The 15,492-nt window shown below is 66.6% G+C and carries 12 protein-coding genes and 4 pseudogenes; 10 read left to right on the top strand and 6 right to left on the bottom strand.

Annotated features, from left to right (window positions below; all coding sequences use genetic code 11):
- Positions 1-143 precede the first annotated feature (143 nt).
- The 3 genes from ACWDA7_RS41900 to ACWDA7_RS41890 all read right to left on the bottom strand — a co-directional run bounded on the left by ACWDA7_RS41900 (position 144) and on the right by ACWDA7_RS41890 (position 4,352).
- The gene (locus ACWDA7_RS41900) at positions 144-2,705 is read right to left on the bottom strand and encodes an FtsX-like permease family protein (protein ID WP_450611975.1); all 2,562 of its coding nucleotides are present in this window, start codon (positions 2,703-2,705) and stop codon (positions 144-146) included.
- The gene (locus tag ACWDA7_RS41895; RefSeq protein WP_450611977.1) at positions 2,699-3,421 is read right to left on the bottom strand and encodes an ABC transporter ATP-binding protein; all 723 of its coding nucleotides are present in this window, start codon (positions 3,419-3,421) and stop codon (positions 2,699-2,701) included. The genes ACWDA7_RS41900 and ACWDA7_RS41895 overlap by 7 nt, the downstream gene beginning before the upstream one ends.
- A gap of 283 nt (positions 3,422-3,704) precedes the next feature.
- Positions 3,705-4,352 carry an MIP/aquaporin family protein gene (locus tag ACWDA7_RS41890; RefSeq protein WP_450611973.1) on the bottom strand — a complete coding sequence of 216 codons (648 nt, stop codon included), beginning with the start codon at positions 4,350-4,352 and terminating at the stop codon, positions 3,705-3,707.
- A 187-nt stretch (positions 4,353-4,539) separates the two neighbouring features.
- Between ACWDA7_RS41890 and ACWDA7_RS41885 the strand changes: the two genes are divergently transcribed.
- From ACWDA7_RS41885 to ACWDA7_RS41850, 8 genes and pseudogenes are all read left to right on the top strand, one after another.
- Positions 4,540-5,082 (top strand): helix-turn-helix domain-containing protein, encoded by a 543-nt coding sequence (locus ACWDA7_RS41885; protein ID WP_450611971.1) that lies wholly within the window; start codon positions 4,540-4,542, stop codon positions 5,080-5,082.
- A complete protein-coding gene (locus tag ACWDA7_RS41880) occupies positions 5,079-6,428 on the top strand; it encodes a sensor histidine kinase (protein ID WP_450611970.1) in 1,350 nt (449 codons plus the stop codon). The genes ACWDA7_RS41885 and ACWDA7_RS41880 overlap by 4 nt, the downstream gene beginning before the upstream one ends.
- Positions 6,425-7,078: pseudogene (locus tag ACWDA7_RS41875) on the top strand (response regulator); the annotation flags it as partial. The gene ACWDA7_RS41880 and the pseudogene ACWDA7_RS41875, both read left to right, overlap by 4 nt.
- A gap of 810 nt (positions 7,079-7,888) precedes the next feature.
- Positions 7,889-9,109 (top strand): serine hydrolase domain-containing protein, encoded by a 1,221-nt coding sequence (locus ACWDA7_RS41870; RefSeq protein ID WP_450611968.1) that lies wholly within the window; start codon positions 7,889-7,891, stop codon positions 9,107-9,109.
- A gap of 317 nt (positions 9,110-9,426) precedes the next feature.
- Entirely contained in the window at positions 9,427-10,740 is a 1,314-nt protein-coding gene (locus tag ACWDA7_RS41865; protein ID WP_450611966.1) for a serine hydrolase domain-containing protein, read from the top strand.
- Positions 10,741-10,839: 99 nt separating this feature from the next.
- Positions 10,840-11,212, top strand: a pseudogene (locus tag ACWDA7_RS41860) (PaaI family thioesterase).
- Positions 11,212-11,757: pseudogene (locus ACWDA7_RS41855) on the top strand (MBL fold metallo-hydrolase); the annotation flags it as partial. The pseudogenes ACWDA7_RS41860 and ACWDA7_RS41855, both read left to right, overlap by 1 nt.
- A 59-nt stretch (positions 11,758-11,816) precedes the next feature.
- Positions 11,817-12,136, top strand: a pseudogene (locus tag ACWDA7_RS41850) (transposase); the annotation flags it as partial.
- Between the two features lie 13 nt (positions 12,137-12,149).
- Here the strand turns inward: ACWDA7_RS41850 and ACWDA7_RS41845 are convergent.
- Positions 12,150-12,755, bottom strand: a complete 606-nt coding sequence (locus ACWDA7_RS41845; protein ID WP_450611964.1) for a dihydrofolate reductase family protein — start codon at positions 12,753-12,755, stop codon at positions 12,150-12,152.
- A gap of 341 nt (positions 12,756-13,096) precedes the next feature.
- Between ACWDA7_RS41845 and ACWDA7_RS41840 the strand changes: the two genes are divergently transcribed.
- Entirely contained in the window at positions 13,097-13,549 is a 453-nt protein-coding gene (locus ACWDA7_RS41840; protein ID WP_450611962.1) for a hypothetical protein, read from the top strand.
- Positions 13,550-14,098: 549 nt separating this feature from the next.
- On the opposite strand, the gene ACWDA7_RS41835 is transcribed toward ACWDA7_RS41840, so the two are convergent.
- The gene (locus ACWDA7_RS41835) at positions 14,099-14,473 is read right to left on the bottom strand and encodes an SRPBCC family protein (RefSeq protein ID WP_450611960.1); all 375 of its coding nucleotides are present in this window, start codon (positions 14,471-14,473) and stop codon (positions 14,099-14,101) included.
- Positions 14,474-14,538: 65 nt separating this feature from the next.
- Positions 14,539-14,847, bottom strand: coding sequence for a hypothetical protein (locus ACWDA7_RS41830; RefSeq protein ID WP_450611959.1), 309 nt, complete (start codon positions 14,845-14,847; stop codon positions 14,539-14,541).
- On the opposite strand from ACWDA7_RS41830, the gene ACWDA7_RS41825 reads away from it, so the two are divergent.
- Positions 14,835-15,492 (top strand): helix-turn-helix domain-containing protein (locus ACWDA7_RS41825; protein WP_450611957.1); only part of this gene is annotated, 658 nt, incomplete at its 3' end. The genes ACWDA7_RS41830 and ACWDA7_RS41825 overlap by 13 nt on opposite strands.

Here is a 15,492-nt window from a genome sequence, read left to right as displayed (position 1 = left end):
CCCTGGGGGCGAAACCCCGTTTCCTGCCCTGCTCCGCAGGGGTCCGATTCCTCCCCGGCCTGAAGGCCGGGGCGTCCTCGGAGGCATTTGGTGAAGTCACCGACCGGTTTCCCTGGCCCGGGAAGCGGGCGCGGACCGTTGGCTCAGCCCGTGGCGCTGGTCGGCCGGCGGCGCAGCAACAGCCGTGCTGGAAGCAGCGCTCCGACCAATGTCAGCAAGGCGATCGAGCCGGCGATCAGCCCATAGAGGGGGGCGGGAACGGTGGGCCACCACGACGGTCCCACCGCCCGTGCCACCAGCATCAGTGGGAAAGCGGACAGTAGTGTTCCGGTGACCAGGCCGGCAAGGATGACCGCGAGGGATTCCCAGCGCATCATGCGCATGACTTGATGGCGCTGGGTGCCGGTCAGCCGCAACAGGGCGAACTCCTGCCGCCGCGCGGTGGTGGCCATGGCCTGTGTGGCGATGACGGCCACGGCGATATAGCCGATGATCATGGCGACCACCAGATAGCTGATCCAGGCGTCCGTGCGTTGTTGCCGCAGGTGGGCATCTATCGCCATACGGCTGTGCATGGTTGCACCGGGGTGGCTTTGGACGACACGGAGCAGTCTCCGGTCGCCCTCGGGGGGACCGGGGCGGCTGTGTACCAAGACGGTGGTGTCCAGTGCGCTGGTGGTGTGAGCCCGCAGCAAGTCGTGCGGCAGTGTGACGTCGGCGAAGCCCATGCCTCGTTGGTACGTGGCCGTCACCGTGGCGGTGACAGGAGTGCCGTCTCCGAGATACAGGCGTGCATGGTCTTTGAGGTGCAGCCCCAGCCAGGAGGCGGCGGAGGTGCTCAAGGCGACGTTTTGGCCGCTCAGGCGCGTCATGCTGCCACTGGTGACGCCGAGATCCAGCGTCTGGCCCAGGTGTGTCGGGTCGATGCCCTGGGCGCTGAGGGAGGCAGTCTTCTCCTCGCCCAGGGCACGTCCGACGATCACCACCTTGGACCTGATCACGGGCGTGGCTGTCTCGACCTGAGGGTCGTCCTTGATCTGCTGCAGGAAGGCCGGGGAGATGCCCACGGGAGAGGCGATCACCCGGTCGGCCCGTAGCCCGGCCTTCATCTGCTGTTCCGCCTGGGCAAGGCCCGTGGTCTGTGCGAAAACGACCGTGGACGCAAACGAGGCGGCGAGGATCAACGGTGTGACGGCTGCGGCCAGGCGGCGTGTGTTGGCCTGGGTGTTGGCCGCGGCCAGGTAACTGCTCACGCCTCCGAGTCTGAACAGCGGGGCGATCGCTCGCAGCGCTGTCCGGGCAAGCGTCGGGCCGAGCACCGCCGCGGTGATCACCAAAAGGAGGATGAGTGAGTTGGCCAGACCCACCAGGGTGGCGAAGTCACCACTGCGGCCCAGCCCGGTGATGAACAGGCCTGCGGATATCACAGCGAGAACGGCGCCGGTGATCGTGCGGCCACGACCCAGGCCGGAATGGGGCACCGCGGCTTCTCCCAGAGCCTGGGTCGGTGCGATGCGGGTGGCGCGCCGGGAGGCTGCCAGGCCGGCCGCAATGGCTGACACGGTCGTCACCAGGACGGCTGCAGCAGCCGGCAGCGGCCCGATGTACGGGGTGAAATCGGTCGGCACGATCTGGTGCTGGGCGAACTGTCCGCGCATCCACCACACGAGCCCGACACCCAGGGGCCAGCCCAGCAGGCCTGCAGGCAGTGCGGTCAGCAGGGCTTCGGCCCAGATCATGCGCCGCACCTGCCGGGGGGTGGTGCCCACCGCCCGCAGCAGTGCCACTTCACGCCGACGATGGGACACGGACAGCGCCAACGTGGCGTAGACGATGAACACGGACACGACGGCCGCGTTACCGCCGACGGAGGCAGCCAAAGCGACCAGCGCCGAGGCTGCGACGCTCAGGTCAAGGAACTCTGCCTTGGCGCGTGCCCGACCGGTGTACACCGCCAACTGCGGATTGCCTTTGACGACGGCGGTGATCCGGCTCGCCAGGGTGGAGGGAGTGATGTGGGGGGCCGCGAAGACGCCCAGGGCCTGGGTACGCGGCGATGGAACGGCGGGCAGATGGCCGTCGGGGAAGAACACGGATGCTTCCCGCAGGGGAGCACCGTCTTCCTGGGCCAGGATCGCGGTGACCTTCTTTGTCTGGGCGCCGGCGGCGCTGAGCACGTTGATGCGGTCGCCGGGCCTGATGTGGGCGCGGCGCGCCGACGTCACGTCAAGGGCCACGTCCTCTGAGCGGGTCGGCTTGCGGCCTGCGACCAGGCGCAGTCCTCCCAGGCGGGTGCTGGACCAGTTGTGGCCCGTCGGCGCAGCACCGTTGGACCCCGTGACCAGACCGGCGTTCCTGGCCCATACCTGCACGGGTATGCCCTCATCGGTGATGACCATCTGGACGCCTTCTATCCGGGCGATCCGGGCGGGCAGGGCAGGGTCGATCGCAGCGCGTTCGGTCAGCGCCTTTCGGTCCGCGCGCCGTTTGCCGTTCAAAGTCTCCACCGGAACGGCGACCTGCCGTGCCCCGGCAACGATCACGTCCGCTGCGGCATAGCGCTGGGGGGCGACAGTGGCGCGCAGCCCGGACTCCAGGAGGGTGCCGCAGGCGCTGACGACGGCAGCACCCAGCAGGAGGGCGATGAAGGTGCCCAGAAAGCTGCCCGTGCGATACCGCAGTGTGCGGGCGGCGAGCCTCAGCATGCTGCGGCCCGACGCAGGTCGGCGAGCAGCTTGATGACGGCTTGCGGGGAAGGCGAGGCCAACTGGGTGGCGATGCGGCCGTCCGCGAGGAACAACGCATGATCGCTGACAGCGGCTGCGACCGGATCGTGCGTGACCATGACCACGGTCTGGTGCATGTCATCGACGGCCTGGCGCAGCAAGGTGAGAATCTCCCGCGCTGTTTCCGGGTCCAGCGCGCCGGTCGGCTCGTCAGCGAAGATCACTTCTGGTCTGGTGATCAGCGCGCGGGCAATGGCGACCCGTTGCTGCTGCCCGCCGGAGAGCTGGCTGGGCAGGTGCGTGAGGCGATCCATCAACCCGATGTGCTCGGCCAGCCGGCCCAGCCAGCCTCTGTCCACGCGGCGCCCCGCCAAACGCAGGGGAAGAGTGATGTTTTGCTCCACCGTCAACGACGGCAGCAGATTGAACGCCTGGAAGATGAAGCCGATGCGGGTTCGCCGCAGGACGGTCCGCTGGGATTCCCGTAGCCCGGAGAGATCTGAGGTGCCCAGCAGCACCCGACCGGAGGTCGGCTTGTCCAGGCCCGCGGCGCAGTGCAGGAAGGTACTCTTGCCCGACCCTGAGGGGCCCATCACAGCGGTGAACGTGCCCGGCATGATCGCCGCACTGACCCGGTCCAGCGCCGTCACTGCGCCGGCGCCCTGCCCATATCGCTTGCTCACCTCCTGCAACATCACTGCGGGACCCGTGCCGGTTACCGAGCTGGGAAGCTGCGCCCACTGCACTTGATCTCTCCTATGCGGCTGTGCCGATCCGGTTCTTCCATTGCACGGGCCGGGGCAGGCAGATGCGCCGGTCGGCCGAGTGAGCTTCGTGCCCCCTCAGCAGGAGGAGGAGCCACCTGCCGGCTCCGCCGTGCGAGGGATGAGCCGGGGCCGGGCACTGTGGCCGACTGCCGGAGGCGAGACACGATGCGTCCTGGCCCGGCTTGCCCATCCCCGCCGCGCTCCGGGCCGGTTACCGGCCGGGCAGGAGCCGCGCCAGCGCCCCAACGAGGACGGCTGCTGCCAACGGCCCGGCCAGATACGGCCAGATCGGGCCGGGCGCGCCGGCCATGAGCCAGGGGCCGAACTGGCGAGCGGGATTGAGACTGCCGCCCGTCGTGCGTGCGGTGAGAATGATCAGCACGGTGAGGGTCGCCCCGACGGTGGCGGAAGCGACCTCCTGCAGTTCCGGATTGCGGACCACGCGGAGCACGATGGCCAGCAGCACGGCCGTGGCGACCGCCTCACCGGTACCGATCAGGACGGGTGGCTGGCTGACGGCGGGGCTCAAAAGGGCAGAGCGGACCTGCGGGTGGGCGAGGGGCGTGCCGAGCAGAGCGCGCCCCACAGCGGTGCCCAGCACGGACCCGGCCAGCTGCGCCGACAGATACAGCGGCACCCGTGCTGCAGGCATCCTGCCCGCGAGCCACAACATCACGGTGACAGCCGGGTTCATGTGGGCGCCGCTGAGCCGGCCGAGAGGCGAGGCGATCAGCGCCGCCACCACCGCACCGCTGACCAACGCGTCGGCCAGAAACCGAGCCACGGGCGAGGTCAACTGGCCGGCCAGCCACGCCTGGGGATGCAGCAAGTAGCGGAAAATCGGCGTGACCGGCTTCATGGTGTGATCCTCCGGCCGGGCTGCACGGGACAGACAGGGGATGTCCCGATTCGAGGGCAGCATGTCCCGCAAGACGGTCATGGCCGGTGCGCAGGGCGCGGTTGAGTCGGGAGTCCGCTGTCTCCGACACGGACTGGCTGTCGCGGCAAGAGCGGCGCCGACTGTGAACGACCTTGAGGACGACACCATGGACACGTTGGGTGCGGATACGGCCCGCCCACGGTCGGGGCATCTGACGGCACTGGGACTGGCCGCAGGCCCCGTCGTGGCGCTGGGCTTCACCTGCTTCGCCTACGCGCTGCTCCTGCCCTCGATGCGCACCGCGCTTGGCTGGTCGTACGCCGCTGCGGGCGTCCGCCAGCCGCGCACCTCGGCCCTGCGGGTCTTGCTCGACCACGTGACCGCGAACCCGGCAGTCGACCACACCCTCGACTCTCTCGCGCGGTATGTCGGCATCAGCCCGCGTCACCTCCCCCGGCTCTTTCGCGCGGAGACCGGCAGCTCACCGGACCGGTTCGTGGAACAGGTACGGCTCGAGGCCGCCTGCACCTTGCTTGTCACCGGGACGGATTCATTCGACGCCGTTGCGCGTCAGGCAGGATTCGGGAGCCCGGAGACCATGCGCCGGGTCTTCCCGCGTGAGCTCGGTGTCACCCCCGGCGCCTACCGCGCGCGCTTCGGCACCACTGCGGCCTCATCCCACCAGCGTTTGGCCAGCACCGCACCATGACCTCCTACCCGTCCACGCAGCAACACCGCGCCCCAACCACCCGCACCGACCAACGTGACCCGGCCAACAGACAACCCCTTGTTGTGGCCGCAGCTAAACCGCACGGCATACCTGTAGAGCTCGGCACGTCAGCCCGGCGCATGCCGTCGCTTGTCGGTGACGGGCTTTTGGCCGTGGCCGTCACACTGGGCAACCTCAGCACATCCCACTCCGCCAGTGCCAGCGCTCCGCACGGCGTGGACCTGCCGCGTATCCTGCTCGCGGTCCTGATCGGGGGCGCGATGGCGATGAGCCGAAGGTGGCCGCTGCCGGCCCTGGTCGCTGTCCTGCTCGGCGTGGGCGCACTGCAAGCCGGACATTACCTCCCGCCGCTGGTCAGCTCAGATGGTGCTGTGCAGGTGAGCATGTCGCACGCCACGGCTGCCGTCGCCGTCTTCTGTGCGGCCCTGCGTGCCTCCCGCCGTACTGGGCATCTCATCGCAGCGGGCATCCTGCCGCTGGCCACGCTGGCGGAGCTGCTTGCTGCCCCTCACCATCGCGGCACCGCAGGCGCCGTGAGCCTGCTGATGCTGCTCGCCACCTGGGCATGGGGAAGGCTGCTCAACGCCCGCAGAACGCAACAGCGCGATCTTGTGGAACGGCTCGCCGCCACAGCCCGGGCCGAAGCGGCAACCGCCCATGCCGCAATCGCCGACGAACGTGCACGCATCGCACGAGAACTGCACGACATCGTCGCTCACAACGTCAGTCTCATGGTGGTTCAGGCCATCGCCGCCGACCGTGTGCAGGACCGCGATCCGACCAAAGCCCATGAACTGCACAAAACCATTGAGACCACCGGACGGGCCGCCGTGGCCGAGCTACGCGGACTGGTGCAGTTGCTGCGCACGGATGGCCCTGCGGCAGCGCCGGATGCCCTCACTGCTCCCCAGCCGGGCACAGCACAGCTCCCCGAACTGATCACAGCTGTGCAAAACGCCGGACTCGACGTGTCCTACACCGCCACCGGCACCCCATGGCCCCTGTCCGCCGGCTTCGAGCTCACCGTCTACCGCGTCATCCAGGAGGCACTGACGAACAGCCTGAAACACGCTGGGCGAAGCACGGTCGACCTCAGCCTTCGCTGGCAGCCGCACCAGCTGACCATCCGCGTCTGCGATCACGGCCCGGCCGGCCCGGGGCCCTTGCCGTCTCACAGCTCGCGCAGCGGACACGGCTTGCTTGGCATGCGCGAACGCGTCAGCCACCTGGGCGGCCACCTCCACGCCGCCCCGCGGCCCGCCGGTGGCTTCTGCGTCCACGCAACCATCCCCTTGCCCGCCCCACCGTCTGAGGAGTCGCCGTGACTGCCCCCATCCGTGTCCTGCTCGTCGACGACCAGCCCATGATCAGAACAGGCTTCCGCTACATCCTCGAAGCCGAACCCGACATGATCGTGGTCGGTGAATCCGCCGACGGCCACGCCGCGATCCGCGACGCCCGAGCCCTCCAACCGGACGTCCTGCTCATGGACATTCGCATGCCGGGCATGAACGGTATCGAGGCCACCCGCCAGATCGTGAACACCCCGTCCGCCAGCCACGTCATCATCCTGACCACCTTCGACCTGGATGAGCACGTGCTCGATGCCCTCCGCGCCGGAGCCAGCGGATTCCTCGTCAAGGACGGACCCGCTGACTCCCTCGTCGAGGCCATCCGCACCGTTGCCGCCGGCGACGCCGTCATCGCTCCCCGCATCACACGGCGCCTGCTCCATCAATTCGCCAGCCTGGACAACACGCCACCCGGCCCACCCCCGGCAAGCCTTGAATCCCTCACTGCCAGAGAAATGGACACCTTCCGGGCAATCGCCCGAGGACTGTCCAACGCTGAGATCGCCGATGAATTCTGTGTCGCCGAGACCACCGTCAAGACCCATGTAGCCAACATCCTGAGCAAACTTGCCCTGCGTGACCGCATCCAGGCCGTGATCCTCGCCTACGAAACCGGCTTGGTCCCCGACAGTACGAGGCATGGGCGCGTCAACGGCGGACCGGGTGTCCCACGACCTCCGGCGTCGGCCGACGTACCGGTACAACGCCGCAGCCTCCCCAGCCGAGGTGAGCATCGATAGGAGTGTGCGCCCAGCCTTCAGCGGTTTCGTGGAATGTCTGACGGTTACGGTGTACCTCCGCTGACGGTTTTCTGATGTGCAGGGGCGTTCGGGTTCGCTTGCCAGGCCCGTGCCCGCCGCGTGCAGGGGCCGTTCCCCCTGGCAGGACTGCAGCCGAGTTGATACCGGTGCCGGCAGCTCCCAGCTCTCTACCCCGTCTGACAAGTGAGGCCGGACTCATCCGTCAGCGAGAGGAAAGCCTCGTCCCTCACCTCAGGGGCGCCGTAAACAATCCGATGGTCACAGACGAGGAACTCTGCGCAAGACGAGGCTAGTTGCATATAGGAAGACACCCATGGCCTTTCCGCGGCAGTGCTCGAGAGGTAAGGAATGTCACAGCAGTCGACCACCGCTACGACCAGAAGCGTGGTTCACCAAGCGGGAAGAGCATCAACTCTGTGGGCCTGCGAAGGGCTCCCGTGGGACCAGTTTCTGCGGAACTCACAATCGCCCGAATCCAGTTCTACAGGTCCTGAAGGCATGGGCAGGAAACTTCCTGTGATCTGGGAAACCGGCTGCAGATGTAGGGCTTGTCCTCCTGTGTGAGGGGGCAAAGGCCATCCCCCGGGATGAGGGAACGATAGTCCAGCCTGCCCAGACTTGGACCAACGGGCCTACTCCCGGAGCGGGCCCTTGAACACAGGAAGGCGAAGCATGGCCAACACTCACATCCCCAAGCGCGCAAACTTCCACTCTGTGGCGGCGGTCCTCGGGGCCCTCTCGCTCACCGGTGGTGCTTTTCTGTCTGTGGCATCTGCAGCGCATGCGGAGTCAGCGGCCCACCCGGCCACCCCGTACCATGCCAGCTCGACTGCCGCCGCGTTCAGGGGGGCAGATCGCCTGAAGATGCAGAAAGCGCTGGACGCCATTGTCGATGCGGGGGCTCCCGGAGTCATTGCCGAGGTTCGGGACACCCATCACGGCGTTTGGACGGGTGGTAGTGGGAAGGCCGACCTGACGACCGATCAGCCCCTCATGCCCGCTGGCAAGTTCCGCGCCGGTAGTGTCACCAAGTCCTTCACCGCCACTGTTGTGTTGCAGCTCGTAGCCGAGAAGAGGATCGCCCTCGATGCGCCTATTGAGCGTTATCTGCCGAGTGTCGTGCCGAATGGAAAGAACATATCGGTCCGTGACCTGCTCGACCACCGCAGTGGCCTGTTCAACTACACGGACACGTTGTGGCCTGGCGGGTTCCCGGAGATCTACCACACGCGATTCCAGACCTGGACACCGCAGCAGCTTCTGGCGAACGCCTTCCAGCACAGCCCCTACTTTGCCCCGGGTAGCAGCGGGCACTACTCCAACACCAACTACGTCCTGTTGGGGTTGCTGATCGAGAAGGTCACTGGCAAGCCCGCGGAGCGAGAGATCAGCGATCGAATCCTCAAGCACCTCGGCATGCGCAACAGTTCCTTGGCCGGTAGGTCGGTGCGCATCCCTGGAACCCACGCACACGGGTACGTGCACCTCAATGGCCCGGATGGTGCCTACACCGACGTGACGGATGACAACATGTCCTGGGCCTGGACCGCTGGTGAACTGATCTCCACCACAGAAGATCTCAACAAGTTCTACAAGGGGTTGCTGGGTGGACGGCTGCTCCCTTCGAGCCTGCTGAGGCAAATGAAGGCAACGCACGCCCTCAATGATGGATCCCAGTACGGGCTCGGGCTCAGTCGCATAGACAACTCGGGATATGGGTCAGCCTACGGTCATATCGGAACAGCATTGGGGTACAACACGTACAGCTTCACCACGGCTGACAACAGTCGTCAGGTCACCATTTCCGTCAGTACCATGCCTGATACACAGAAGCTGTCCGCAGCGGAGAACCAGGCGCTGACCGAACTTCTTAGCACCGCACGGAAGTCCTGAACAGCAGACTTCAGTTGATTCTGTAGCAGGTGAAACTGCCCGATCACAGAGCAATCATCGGTTGGTCTATGACTTGTAAGGCGGCTTGTTCGGCCGACTCGTAGGACCAGGGGAGTCGGCGCCCCGTCGAGTGTGGCACCGCCACGTGAGGGCGATGCCACACTCGACACGCGTCGCTCATACCCCAGATCTCATCCGAACGGCTTTGAGGTTGCTGACTCCACCGAAAGTTGCGGTCCTCTTTCAGTACATAGGATGATCCCCAACTATCGATTCACATTGCAAGATTGAGTGAAGTTGTGAGACACAGCCAAGTCTTGGCGCTGACGGAAAGCTGTGTTTCCTTCGACTGGCTTCATCATCTCGATCCTTTGCGATCCGATTTTCAGGAGGGTTTGATGAACGGATTCGGCTTCAAATCTCTGCCCGGACAGGGCCATGCGGGTTTCCGTAAGGCGGCAGCCTTCGGGGCACTCGCAGCGAGTGTGGGGGGCTTGGTGGGCCTGGTCGCTCCTGCCGCTCACGCAGCGCCGGCGACGAGCATGTCCGTCGAAAGCAGCGCCGTCCCTGCCAGCCACACGACGCCACTGCAGGATGCCGCGAATAAGCTGGTGGCAGACGGGATGCCCGGGGTTGTGATCCTCGTCCGCAACGGCAGCACGATCACCACCACGGCCGCAGGAGAGGCAGACCTGGCGACGCATCGTGCGATAACTGCACGAGATCACGTCAGGGTCGGCAGCGTGACCAAGATGTTCACTGCGACGATGGTGCTGCAGTTGGCAGCCGAGCATCGAATCTCGCTCGGGGACTCCGTTGAGCGATGGCTGCCGGGACTTGTGCCCAACGGCCGAGCCATCACAGTGCGTCAGCTGCTCAATCACACCAGCGGCCTGTTCGATTACACCGGCGACGCGGATCTGATGGCCCCGTACATGAACAGCGACGGGACTCTGCGGCCTTCTCGGCACTATGTGTCCCCGCGGGGACTGGTGACAGCTGCGACTAAGCATGCCCCTCTCTTCTCTCCGGGCCAGGGCTGGTCCTACTCGAACACCAACTACATCCTTCTTGGCCTGGTGATTGAGGCGGCCACCCACCACTCCTTCACCAGCGAGTTGGAGCATCGGATCATCAAGCCCCTGGGACTTCAGGACACCGCTCTGCCAACACGGAGTGTGAAGGTTGAAGACCCTGCTGCCCACGGATACGAGTTGTACGGGAAGGCCGGAGGCCCGAGCGACCTGACGAAGATGAGCCCTTCCTGGGCTTGGGCAGCTGGTGGGGTCACGTCCACCGTTGGTGATGTGGCTCGCTTCGAGGCTGCTCTGCTCGCTGGCCGGCTGCTTCCGCAGAAGGAGCTGAACCAGATGAAGGAGATGCTCGCCACCCAGGACGCAGCGATCCCGCGATACGGCCTGGGCCTGATGGAGGTTGACATATGTGGGCACAAGTTGTTTGGACACGGTGGGGATGTACCTGGGTACCACAGCAACGCGCTGTCCACCGCTGACGCTCGCACCCAGATCGTGATGATCACGAACTCCGGGTTGGACACCTTCACCAAGGCCATGGCCAGCGACTGGTCTGCAGCGGCGAAGGTTGCCCTGTGCCCTTCTGGCGCTCGCTGAGCCCTCGTTTCCTCCAGGGCGCCGGAGCCTTCGCGCCGGGAACAGGCGAGCCTCGAGGCAGAGGCACGCATCCGGAAGAGTTTCGAGGGCCGGGGCCTGATGGCCCACCTCGGTGCCCGGATCACGCGCATCGCGCCCGGTCGCGTCCCCATCGAGCTCCCGGGCAGGCCCGAAGTGACCCAGCAGCACGGCTACTTCCACGCCGGCGCCACCAGCGCCATCGGCGGACGGCGACGGTGGCTACGCCGGATTCACGCTGTTCCCCGGGAACACTGAGGTGCTCACCGTCGAGTACAAGATCAACCTCCTCGCGCCCGCCGTCGGTGACCGCATCGAGGCAGTGGGAACCGTCCTGAAGTTGGGACGCACCCTGACCGTGTGCTAGCTGAAGGTGTTCGGCATCCACGACGGCCGGCCAAAGCTCGTCGCAAACGGGCAGCAGATGCTGATCGTCGTGAAGGGGCCCGAGTAGTGAGCCCGCAACCGCTGCCGGCCTGGGTGACCTGGTGGCAACGGCCGTTCCCCGGCGCCAACACGCTGCTCCTGCACGGCCGTCGGCCGGCCCTGGTCGAGGGCGGGTTCGTTGGCCATGCCGAGGAGAGCGCCGCCTGGGTCCGCGCGCACGTCGGTGACATCGACCTGGTGGTGAACACCCACTGGCACTGCGACCACGTTGGTGGCAACGCCCTCCTTCAGGCGCGGGGCGCGGCCATCGCCGCCGGGGCGCCGGAGGCCGAGGCCATCGGCCGCCGGGACCCTGGCTGCTGCGCGGCCGAGTACCTCGACCAGTCGGGCGCCCCGTATACGGTCGACGTCCCGCTCGACGACGGCCAGGTGCTCCGTCTCGGCGAGGCCGACTGGGGGTGGTCCGCCCCCCTCGGGCATCTGGCCTTGTGGCAGCCGGAGGAACGGCTCCGCGTGGTAGGGGACGCGTTGTCGGACTACGACGTCGGCTGGGTGAACCTCGCCCTGGACGGGCCCGAGGCCGCCGCCACCGCGCTCCCCTCCCTCAAGCGGCTGGCCGACCCCGGCGCGGTCCTCGCCGCCGCGCTGCGCCGCTCCCACCGCCTGGTCGACGGCCCCGCACCAGGCCGGACGCCGTCCTGGCCGACGAAGCCTATTCGTCACGCGCGATCGCGAGTACCTGCGCAAGCGCGGCATTCGGGCGGTGATTCCGGTCCCGGCCGACCAGCGGGGCCACCGGCTGCGTCGAGGCAGCCGGGGCGGCAGACCACCGGCTTTTGACCGCGAGACGTACAAGCAGCGCAACACCGTCGAGCGATGCATCAACCGCTTGAAGCAGTGGCGCGGCATCGCCACCCGCTACGAGAAGACCGCGACCATCTACCTGGCCGGACTCCACGTAGCGGGCATCTTCCTGTGGTTTGCCCGGTGATCCAACGTAGCCGCTAGTAGCTGTCGTAGCGGGGCTTACCGTTCGGCTGGTAGACGCCGACGATGGTGCCGCCCTTGGTCGTCGAGACGCTGAGCGGCTCCAGCGCAGTGGGGATCGCTCCGTCGGCGAACAGCCGCTTGCCGGTGCCGATGATCACCGGATGGATGGTCAGCCGGTACTCGTCGACGAGGCCGTGCTGCATGAGGGTCTGGGCGAGGTCGCCGCTGCCCACGACGTTGATGTTGCTGCCGTCGGACGCTTTCAGCTTGCGTACGGCATCGACGATGTCGCCCTCCAGCAGTGTGGAGTTCTGCCACTCGACGGATGTCAGGGTCCGAGACGCCACGTACTTGTGCATGCTGTTCATCCGATGGGTGAACGGGTTGTCGGGATCGGCGGTCGGCCAGTACGACGCGAAGATCTCGTACGTCTTGCGGCCGAGTAGCATCGCGTCGGAGAACTCGTACCAACCGGCGATGGCCGTGCCGACCTCGTCGTCGGCCGCCGGCTTCTGCCAGCCGCCGTGCTCGAAGCCGCTCTGAGTGTCCTCGTCCGGACCGCCCGGCGCCTGCATGACGCCGTCCAGCGTCAGGAACGTGCAAACGATGATCTTGCGCATGGTGCGCTCCCTTCGTCGACGGGTAGACCGCACAACCGCCGGTAACTCATCGGCGCAACTTCCGCGGCGCAACACCAGGGCCGTCGTCTGAAGCAGCCCGGCTGTGAAGTGCGGTACCTCTTGGCCGACCCGAGGGGGGTCTGGTTCGCAGATGTGCGCACCAGACCCTGCGCCGCCGGCATGATCTCAACGACAGCTGGTGCTGTGACCGCATAGGTTCGCCGGGTCGGTGGTTGGGGGCGGGTGAGCCTGCCGCACGGCCTAGAACCGCAGGGCAAGTTTCTGCGTCCTGTGCCTCTTACGGGGTGACGGCCACCCCGTGGGCGCGAAGGACAGCAAAGGTGATCATGAGGCAAAAGTGGGTGCTCATCGCCGTTCTGGCGTTCCCGGTGGCTTTCGTGGGATGGGTCGCCTGGACGTTCATCACGTCGCCCTTCTTCGGCGACCCGATGTCCCAGGCAGAAACCGTCTCGTGCGAGGAGGCCATGCACTTCGCGGACCAGGACGGACTGCCCAAGGGGGCTCGCGACGCGAAGTGCACCGCCCTCAGTTGGTTGGACACGACGTATACGGCCCACTTTACGATCACACGAACGGATTTGGACGCATGGCTGAAGGAGGCCTATCCCGGTACCCGTCTCACGTCGGAGGACTGCCTCGGGGCACCGGCGGACGCCTGCGCTCACATCGAGTTGAACCCTCCCGCTGACGGTGGGGCGATGGCGATAGACGTCAGTGTGCGGTACGGCAAGGACTCGACCGCAGTCGTCGATTTCGAGCCGTTCGACGTGTGACCCAGCCAGCGCCGCCCTTCACGCGGCGACCGCAGCTTCGCCGGGTTTCATGGGTCGGTGTCCTTCCGTGCCGGCGAACCTATGCGGTCAAAGCACCAACTCCGACCTGACCATCGACCATGAAGGCCCGACCACGATCACGACCGGGACACGAGCCCGTGGTCGGGGCTGTGGTCGGGCCCGACCACGAGTGGGGAGGAGGTTGGACGCGACCGAGCGCATCACCGTGGTGAGGGCCTGGGGGGTACGGGTAGTCCCGCAGGACCTGGCCGAACTCAACGGCGCTGTGCGGACTGCATGACACATCGGCAACGACAAGCACGTGCGAATCCACGTCGAACACCCCTATGCCCAACGTGGCTACGCGTTGGGCATAGGGCGCTTGCTCGAACTCGTCCGTAGCACCCTTGCTCCCGACGAGTCCGAACGGCATTGGGGAAACGATCGGTTAAGACCCGACCACCTTGGCGAGGTTGTCCATCTCGTTCGCCCGCCCGGCGGCCAGCCGCCCGGTCCATTCCTCGTCGTGCATGGTGTCGGCCGTCATGGTCACGTGCGTTCCACCGTCGGCGGTCGGACGCAGCTCGACTCGGTGAGGAACTCGTACGGCTCGACGCCGGGGATGAAGTCGGCGAGTGTGGTGTAGGCCAGACGCCGGGTGGGCTCGACTTCGGTGAAGGTCTTGTGCGAGGTCGAGCTCAGCGGCAGGCCCGCGTTCTCCATGAACGCGACCTGCTCGGGGCCGGCCGCGGTCATCGTGTAGGTCAAGGTGCCGCCGACGCGCAGGTCCAGGGCGTCGACGTGCACAGTGAACCCCTCCGGCGCCCACCAGGCCTCGATGCCGGCCTCGGTGGTCCACAGCTCCCAGATCTTCTCCGGTGCGGCGGCGTAGGTACGCTCGACCTGGATCTTCTGCGTGGTCATGATCTCTCCTGGTTTCCCGAATCGGTGACGTCGTCAAAGAGTTGGACGTCGGCCGGGGCGATCTGTCATCGGTGCCCATCGGCGGCGTGTTCGACCGGCAGCCTGAGCGGCAGACCGAATGTGGCGACCAGGTGGGCCTCGAACGTGGTGATCTCCACGATGCGTCCGGCCTCGATGCGCAGCACGTCGACCATCTGCGCCCGGTACACCGAGGTCCCTGGCCGTTGCACGTACCCGGCGACGGCCGGCTGCCGGTTCGCCCGGACCGGCAGGTGCCTGTCCCGCGTGAAAACCTGGGTTCGGGCCCTGATCAGGGCGTTTCGCTGCGAGAGGGTAGTAGACCGGGGCATGATCGGGGTCCATGCGGTGGTCATGGATCTACCTGCTGACGCGTAGGTCTCTGGAGCTGGCAGGCCTCAGGTTCCTGGGCAATGCGGAAAAAGATGTTGAACTGTTGGTCCTTCGGCACCAGCTCGCGGTGCTCCAACGCCGAGTCGGCCAACCCAAGTTGGAACCGGCCGATCGGGTCCTGCTGGCGGCCCTGTCGCGTCTGCTGCCCAGGCAGAGCTGGAGCAGCTTCTTCGTTACCCCCGCGACGCTGCTGCGCTGGCACCGGGAGCTGATCGCCGGCAAGTGGACCTACCCCCACACGAGCCCCGGTCGACCGCCGATATCGGAGGAGACGCGAGAGTTGATCCTGCGTCTCGCGCGTGAGAATCCGCTGTGGGGACACCGGCGCGTGCAGGGGGAGCTGGCCCGGTTGGGTATCACGGTTTGCGCCGCCACCGTCCGGTCAGTGCTGCGGCAGGGCAACTTTCCGCCCGCGCCCCAGCGGGCTCACGACGCCTGGACCTCCTTCCTACGCGCCCAGGCTTCGGGACTGCTGGCCTGCGACTTCTTCCATGTGGATACCGCCCTCTGCCAGCGGCTGTACGTGCTGTTCGTCATGGAGGTCGCAACGCGCCGAGTGCACGTCCTCGGCATCAGCGCGCACCCGAACCGGGACTGGGTGACCCAGC

It is taken from the genome of Streptomyces sp. NPDC001156 (genome assembly GCF_053598275.1).
The sequence above is the reverse complement of the archived record's forward strand: the minus strand, read 5'-3'. Positions and strand labels throughout refer to the sequence as shown.

Bases quoted from the DNA above. Each gene is read 5' to 3' on its own strand.
- ACWDA7_RS41900 (WP_450611975.1), bottom strand. From the start codon at position 2,705: ATGCTGAGGCTCGCCGCCCGCACACTGCGGTATCGCACGGGCAGCTTT.
- ACWDA7_RS41895 (WP_450611977.1), bottom strand. From the start codon at position 3,421: ATGTTGCAGGAGGTGAGCAAGCGATATGGGCAGGGCGCCGGCGCAGTG.
- ACWDA7_RS41890 (WP_450611973.1), bottom strand. From the start codon at position 4,352: ATGAAGCCGGTCACGCCGATTTTCCGCTACTTGCTGCATCCCCAGGCG.
- ACWDA7_RS41885 (WP_450611971.1), top strand. From the start codon at position 4,540: ATGGACACGTTGGGTGCGGATACGGCCCGCCCACGGTCGGGGCATCTG.
- ACWDA7_RS41880 (WP_450611970.1), top strand. From the start codon at position 5,079: ATGACCTCCTACCCGTCCACGCAGCAACACCGCGCCCCAACCACCCGC.
- ACWDA7_RS41870 (WP_450611968.1), top strand. From the start codon at position 7,889: ATGGCCAACACTCACATCCCCAAGCGCGCAAACTTCCACTCTGTGGCG.
- ACWDA7_RS41845 (WP_450611964.1), bottom strand. From the start codon at position 12,755: ATGCGCAAGATCATCGTTTGCACGTTCCTGACGCTGGACGGCGTCATG.
- ACWDA7_RS41835 (WP_450611960.1), bottom strand. From the start codon at position 14,473: ATGACCACGCAGAAGATCCAGGTCGAGCGTACCTACGCCGCCGCACCG.
- ACWDA7_RS41830 (WP_450611959.1), bottom strand. From the start codon at position 14,847: ATGACCACCGCATGGACCCCGATCATGCCCCGGTCTACTACCCTCTCG.